This is a genomic window from Kitasatospora sp. NPDC127067 (assembly GCF_042724755.1).
Taxonomy (GTDB): domain Bacteria; phylum Actinomycetota; class Actinomycetes; order Streptomycetales; family Streptomycetaceae; genus Kitasatospora; species Kitasatospora lactacystinica.
Map to the genome: position 1 here is coordinate 1 of NZ_JBHXEM010000237.1, position 5,868 is coordinate 5,868.

Sequence of the window (5,868 nt, forward strand, 5' to 3'; positions counted from 1 at the left end):
GCTGTCCGCCACCCCGGCCCGGCTGCTCGGCCTGAGCGACTCGATCGGCTCGCTGGAGACCGGCAAGCTCGCCGACCTGGTCGTGGTCGACTCCGGGAGCTACGACCTGGTCGCCGTCATGCGCCGCGGCCGCTGGGTGCTCGGCGGCGAGACGTTCCGGCCCGTGAAGGCCGACTGAGCGACGTCCGGAACGCGACGCGGCCGCGGTGGCGTCAGCCGCTCGGCTCGATGGTGATCTGGTCGATCAGGATCGGCCCGGAGGGCACCGTGAAGGTCACCGAGTTCGGCCCCGCCTGGAACTGCGGGAGTATCCAGGTGGAGAACCAGGCGGCGGTCTGGTCCTTGGGGGGCGCCCCGTAGACCTTGTAGGTCACCCCGCTCGGCCAGTCCTTGCCGTTCACCGCGGCCCCGCCCTTGATGTCCGCGCCCGAGTAGTTGTAGTGCACGCTCAGCTTGTACGTCCCGGCCGTGGCGATGTCGCCGGTCCAGGTCACCGAACCGCCCGGCTGGAGCGTCAGGTAGCTGCCGTCGGCGGACTTGGCGCCCTTGACGCTGTTGCCGGACGGCGCGTTCTGCGCCTGGAGCTGGCCCGCGTCCACGCTCGTCGGCCCGGAGATGGCGGTGGCGCTCGACGTGGGGCCGGCGCTCGCGTTCGTGGCCGTCGGCACCGGGCTGTTGGGGGCCGGCGGGGCGGTGGTCGCGGTGCCGCCCTTGGTGTTCTTGGTGTCGTCCGGGTCCCCGGTGGAGAGCGCTATGCCGGCGCCGATCGCTATCGCCGCGACCACGGCGACCGCGCCGATCACCGCGCCCTTGCTCCGGCCGCTGCTGCGCGGCTCCTCCCCCGGCTGCGGCCGGGAGTGCTCCGCGTAGCGGGTCTGCTGGGTGGGCGCGGCACCGTACTCGGGCTGCTGCGGCGATCCGGGCTGACCGCCGTACGGGGCCTGCGGCTGACCGCCCGGGTACCCCTGCGGCGGCATGCCCTGCTGGCCGTACGGCTGCTGCTGCTGTTGCTGCGCCCGCTGCGGATAGCCGTACTGCGCGCGCCCGACCTCCATCGGGCGGCTGTACGACGTGCGCGGGACCCCCTGCTGCGGCTCGGCCGGCTGCCCGGTGGAACCGTCGGCCGGGCGGTAGAGGTAGCCGAACGGGTCGTCGTCCTGCGGGGCACCGCCCCCCTGGCCCTCGGGCACTCCGTTGCTGCCGGCGGTCGTCACGGTGGTCTGCTCCCCCATCCGGTGCGCCGCCTGCTGCGGGCGGCGCAGATCATGGACGCTGTCGTACCGGGAACCCTACCTGTCGTATGTGACGGCGGGAAAAGACCCCTTGACAACTCGCGGGTAACCCGGGCCGACCTGGGCGGACCCGAGCCCGCACCGGCCGTCCGCCGGCTCAGCCCGCGCGCCGGTGCGAGCGCTCGCCGCGCGCTCCGCGCACCGCCCCGCCCCGGGCCCGTTTCTCGTCGTACATCCGCTCGTCGGCGGTGTGCAGCACCTCCTCGATGCTCATCCCGCAGCCGGCCCAGCCGACCCCGAGGCTCACCCCCACCCGCATCGCCCGTCCGTCGATCCGCATCGGCGGGATGATGGCGCCCCGCAGCCGGTGGGCGAGGTCCTTGGCCTCCTCGCGGCCGATCCCGTCGGCCAGCACCACGAACTCGTCACCGCCGAGCCGGGCCACCGTGTCACCGTCCCGGACGGCCTGGCTCAGCCGCCGGGCGACCTCGACCAGCACCGCGTCGCCCGCGTTGTGGCCGAACCGGTCGTTGATCGACTTGAAGCCGTCCAGGTCGCAGAAGAGCACCGCGAGCCCCTTGTCCACCGCCGCCGCGCCGCCTGAGCGGAACGGCGCCGACCAGGCTTCGCCGCCCGGCCCGTACTCGGCCGGGACCACCGCGTGGACGTGCTCCCCGTAGCCCGGGCCGAGCCCGCTCGGCAGGCCCTCGGGCAGTCCGTAGCCGTGCACCGGCCCGGCGTACGGGTCCGCGCCCTCCAGCCGCTCGTGCGCCGTGTGCGCGCTGTAGGAGTCGGCCGGGTAGCCGTACGGCTGCGGGTAGGCCGCCTCGACCTGGCCGGCCGCGGCGCCGACCGGCTGCGGCTGGGCGCAGAGCCGGCGGGCCAGCCGGGTCTTGAGCTCGGCGCCGTTCGGCAGCCCGGTGAGCGCGTCGTGGCTGGCCCGGTGGGCGAGCTGGAACTCGTGCCGCTTGCGGTCCTCGATGTCCTCGACGTGGGTGAGCAGGAAGCTCGGGCCCTCGGCCGCGTCCGCGACGATCGAGTTGCGCAGGCAGACCCACTGGTAGCCGCCGTCCCGCCGGGACAGCCGCAGCTCCGCGCGGCCGCTCTCGGCGCTGGTGCGCTCCAGCAGCGCCCGGTCCTCGGGGTGCACGAGGTCGGCGAAGCTCTGCTGCCGCAGCACCGCCCGGGGCCGGCCGAGCAGCCGGCAGAGCGCGTCGTTGACCCTGGTCAGCTGGCCGCGCCCGACGCCGTGCAGCTCGGTGATCGCCATCCCGCTGGGCGCGTACTCGAAGGCCTGGCGGAAGCTCTCCTCGCTGGCCCGCAGCGCCTGCTGCTCCTTCTCCAGGCGGGCCAGCGCGCGTTGCATCTCGGCCCGCAGCCGGGCGTTGCCGATCGCGATGGAGGCCTGCAGGGAGAACATCTCCAGCGCCTCGCGGGTCCACGCCCCGGGCCGCTTGCCGCTGCGCGGGCGGTCCACCGAGAGGACGCCGAGGAGGTCGCCGCCGGCGCTGTACATCGGGGCGAGCAGCCCGTCGGCGGGGTGCCAGTCGTTGGCGTACACCGGCAGCGGGCTGTCCCCGATCCAGCGCGGGATGTCGCTGGCGACGGCCCAGCCGCGGTCGTACGGCAGGAAGCGCAGGGTGCCCCAGTGGTCGCTGACGCCGAGCAGTCGGTCCCAGGACTCCCGGGAACCGACCTGGCCGAGCAGCACGGAGGGGCCGCCCATCGGGCTCTCCTCCAGTTCCCAGACGGCCGCCACCACGAGGTCGCCGTCCGGCCGGACCAGGCTGACGGCGGCGGCGTCGAAGCCGAGCCCGTGCACCGCGCCTTCGACAACGGCCTGGAGCGTGCCAGCGAGGCTGCGGGCAGCGTTGAGGTCCGCCACGACCCGGTGCAAGGTGCGGAGGGTCGCGAGACGGACGTACGGCTCCGACTCGGCTTCCATGCGGGGGCTCCCCGGCTGCTTCGGATAGTTCTTGATTGGTTATCGTCCGATTGCCAGAAGAACTGAATCACAGGGAGCACAGCGCTCGGCACGCTCGGTCAGCAATAGGCCATCACTTGTGACTTAAATCACACGACACTAATGCGCCCTTAATCAGTTCATCTGTCCCATAGCGGGACATAAAGCGCTATCGGCACATTTCTGGTGGTCGACCGCATGGGCCCCGGACTGAAGCCGACTGGGCCCGCCGGTCCGGCCGCTTCACTCCTGAGGGTGAGTTCGGCCACCGGGCGCAACCCTTCGGCCGGAGCGCCGGTCCTACGACCAAGGCCCGATGCCGTTCCTCCCGGGTGACGACTACCGTGCGGTACGTGTACCCGTCCCCGCAGCCCGAAGCTGCCCCCCACGCCACGCCCGACGAGTTCCGGGCTGCCCTCTCCCAGCTCGCCGCCGGCGTGAGCCTGGTGACCGTCCACGACCCGGAGGACGGCGAGGACGTCGGCATGACCGCCACGTCCTTCCTCTCGGTGTCACTGGAGCCGCCGCTGGTACTGATCTCGGTCCGCGAGGACTCCCGGATGGACGAGGTGCTCTCCCGGACGGACACCTGGGCGGTCTCGGTGCTGACCGAGGGACAGAAGACGCTCGGCTCCCGGTTCGCCATGAAGGGCCGGCTCAGCGACCGGCTGCTGTTCGCGGACACCCCGCACCGGCGCGGCCCGCGCTCCGGAGCCCCGCTGATCGACGGCGCGCTGGCCACCGTCGAATGCCGCACCGAGCAGCGGATACCCGCCGGCGACCACACCCTGCTGCTCGGCCGCGTCCTGGAGGCCGTGGTCCCCGACCCGGCCGGCCGCCCGCTGCTCTACTTCCGCGGCGGCTACCGCACCCTCGGCTGAACCGCCCGCCGGCTACTCGCCGCCGCGCGGCGCCCGGCGGCCCTGCTTCAGTTCGGAGCGGAGCCGCTTGTTGGTCAGCCGCCGCTCGACCATTCCCCGGCTCGGCCTGGTCGCCCGCCGGGCCTTCGGCGGCGGTGCGCACGCCTCGCTCAGCAGCGCCGACAGCCGGGCCGCGGCCGCCTCCCGGTTGCGCCACTGCGAGCGGAACTCCGAGGCCTGGACCACCAGCACCCGGCCGTCCACCAGTCGGCCGGCCAGCCGCTCCAGCGCACGCTCGCGCCACACCTCGGGCAGCGCCCCGGTCGACGCCAGGTCGAAGCGCAGCTCGGCCTTGGAGTCGGAGGTGTTGACGTGCTGGCCGCCGGGGCCGGAGGAACGCGAGAAGCGCCAGACGAGCTCGGCGTCGGGGACGACCACCGACCCCCGTACGCGGATGGGCTCGGACATGCGTCCATCATCCCGCGCCCGGCCCGCCCGGTCACCCGGTTATCGGTACGCCCCCGCGCCCGCGCACCCGGTTACCCCGATCCGCCCCGAGCCCCGACAATGGCCTACGTGATCGAGCTCGGCTACTCCCTCTCCAACCGTTTCCCCGACCCCCCGCAGACGGACTACCGCACCGCGTCCGTGCACGCCCTGCGCTACGACCTTTTCTGCGGCGACGTCTACCTGGACGGCGAGGGCTCGGACCTGTCCACCGCCTGGGGCTGGGTTCCGGTGCTCGACTTCGCCTGGGCGCTGTGCGACGTCGCCGAGCTCCTGGACCGCGACCCGGACGGCGGCCGGGCCGCCCGGGTGCAGACCGCCGACCTCGACTTCACCCAGAACACCGAGCTGCTGCGCTTCGCCCGCCGCTTCAACTGGGTCGAGGTCACCGCCACCTGGCTGCCGGACGAGCCGCCGGTGGTGGTCCGCCACGGCGAACTGCGGCGCGAGGCCCGGGACTTCCTCCAGGACACCCTGGCCGACCTCTTCGACATGCACCCCGGCCTGGCCGACAATCCGAACATCTGGACTCTGCAGGGCCGGTTCCGGCGGATCTGACACCGGCTTTGCCCGGGCTTTGCCCTCCGATTGGCGCCCGCGAAGAATTCACGCTTCCTGCGGAACCAAGCCGCCGGAGTATTGCGTTGTCCCGGGAAAAAGCGCACGAAGCGAACGAAGGGACTGCAATCGTCATGCCAGTGAGCCTCTCCAAGGGTGGCAACGTCTCGCTGACCAAGGAGGCCCCCGGTCTGTCCGCGGTCACCGTCGGCCTGGGTTGGGACGTCCGCACCACGACCGGCGCCGAGTTCGACCTCGACGCCAGCGCGATCGTCCTGAACGCGGACGGCAAGGTGCTGTCCAACGCCCACTTCGTGTTCTTCAACAACACCAGCACGCCGGACAACACCGTCGTGCACACCGGTGACAACCGCACCGGTGAGGGCGCGGGCGACGACGAGGCGCTCAACATCAGCCTGTCCGGCCTGCCGGCCGAGGCCGTCAAGATCACCTTCCCGGTCACCATCTACGACGGCGTCGCCCGCGGCCAGAACTTCGGCCAGGTCCGCAACGCCTACATCCGCGTGGTGAACGCGGCCGGCGGCGCCGAGATCGCCCGCTACGACCTCTCCGAGGACGCCGCCACCGAGACCGCGATGATCTTCGGCGAGCTCTACCGCAACGGCGCGGAGTGGAAGTTCCGCGCCGTCGGCCAGGGCTACGCCTCCGGCCTGGCCGGCATCGCCCAGGACTTCGGCGTGCAGATCTGACGCACCCGCGGGAAACACCGCGGCGCGGGAAGTCGGTC

7 protein-coding genes are annotated in these 5,868 nt (G+C 72.7%); 4 read left to right on the forward strand and 3 right to left on the reverse strand.

Annotation, left to right across the window (positions count from 1 at the left end; translation table 11 throughout):
• The coding region (locus ACFWJ4_RS40505) for an amidohydrolase family protein (protein ID WP_380554236.1) at positions 1 to 178 on the forward strand (178 nt) is incomplete at its 5' end.
• Positions 179 to 212: 34 nt separating this feature from the next.
• On the opposite strand, the gene ACFWJ4_RS40510 is transcribed toward ACFWJ4_RS40505, so the two are convergent.
• Together ACFWJ4_RS40510 and ACFWJ4_RS40515 are read right to left on the reverse strand one after the other, a co-directional pair.
• On the reverse strand, positions 213 to 1,232 hold the full coding sequence (locus tag ACFWJ4_RS40510; protein WP_380554230.1) for a hypothetical protein: 1,020 nt from the start codon (positions 1,230 to 1,232) through the stop codon (positions 213 to 215).
• 157 nt (positions 1,233 to 1,389) lie between these two features.
• Positions 1,390 to 3,177, reverse strand: a complete 1,788-nt coding sequence (locus tag ACFWJ4_RS40515; RefSeq protein ID WP_380357273.1) for a diguanylate cyclase domain-containing protein — start codon at positions 3,175 to 3,177, stop codon at positions 1,390 to 1,392.
• Positions 3,178 to 3,539: 362 nt separating this feature from the next.
• Here ACFWJ4_RS40515 and ACFWJ4_RS40520 point away from each other — a divergent pair, with 362 nt between their 5' ends.
• Positions 3,540 to 4,076, forward strand: coding sequence for a flavin reductase family protein (locus ACFWJ4_RS40520; RefSeq protein ID WP_380554239.1), 537 nt, complete (start codon positions 3,540 to 3,542; stop codon positions 4,074 to 4,076).
• A gap of 12 nt (positions 4,077 to 4,088) precedes the next feature.
• Here ACFWJ4_RS40520 and arfB read toward each other — a convergent pair whose 3' ends face one another.
• Positions 4,089 to 4,523, reverse strand: a complete 435-nt coding sequence (gene arfB / locus ACFWJ4_RS40525; protein ID WP_359909336.1) for an alternative ribosome rescue aminoacyl-tRNA hydrolase ArfB — start codon at positions 4,521 to 4,523, stop codon at positions 4,089 to 4,091.
• A 99-nt stretch (positions 4,524 to 4,622) separates the two neighbouring features.
• On the opposite strand from arfB, the gene ACFWJ4_RS40530 reads away from it, so the two are divergent.
• Positions 4,623 to 5,120: a hypothetical protein gene (locus tag ACFWJ4_RS40530; protein WP_380554233.1), complete on the forward strand. Its 498-nt coding sequence runs from the start codon at positions 4,623 to 4,625 to the stop codon at positions 5,118 to 5,120.
• A gap of 134 nt (positions 5,121 to 5,254) precedes the next feature.
• Complete coding sequence (locus ACFWJ4_RS40535; protein WP_359909342.1) at positions 5,255 to 5,830, forward strand: TerD family protein; 576 nt, start codon at positions 5,255 to 5,257, stop codon at positions 5,828 to 5,830.
• Positions 5,831 to 5,868: the final 38 nt, after the last annotated feature.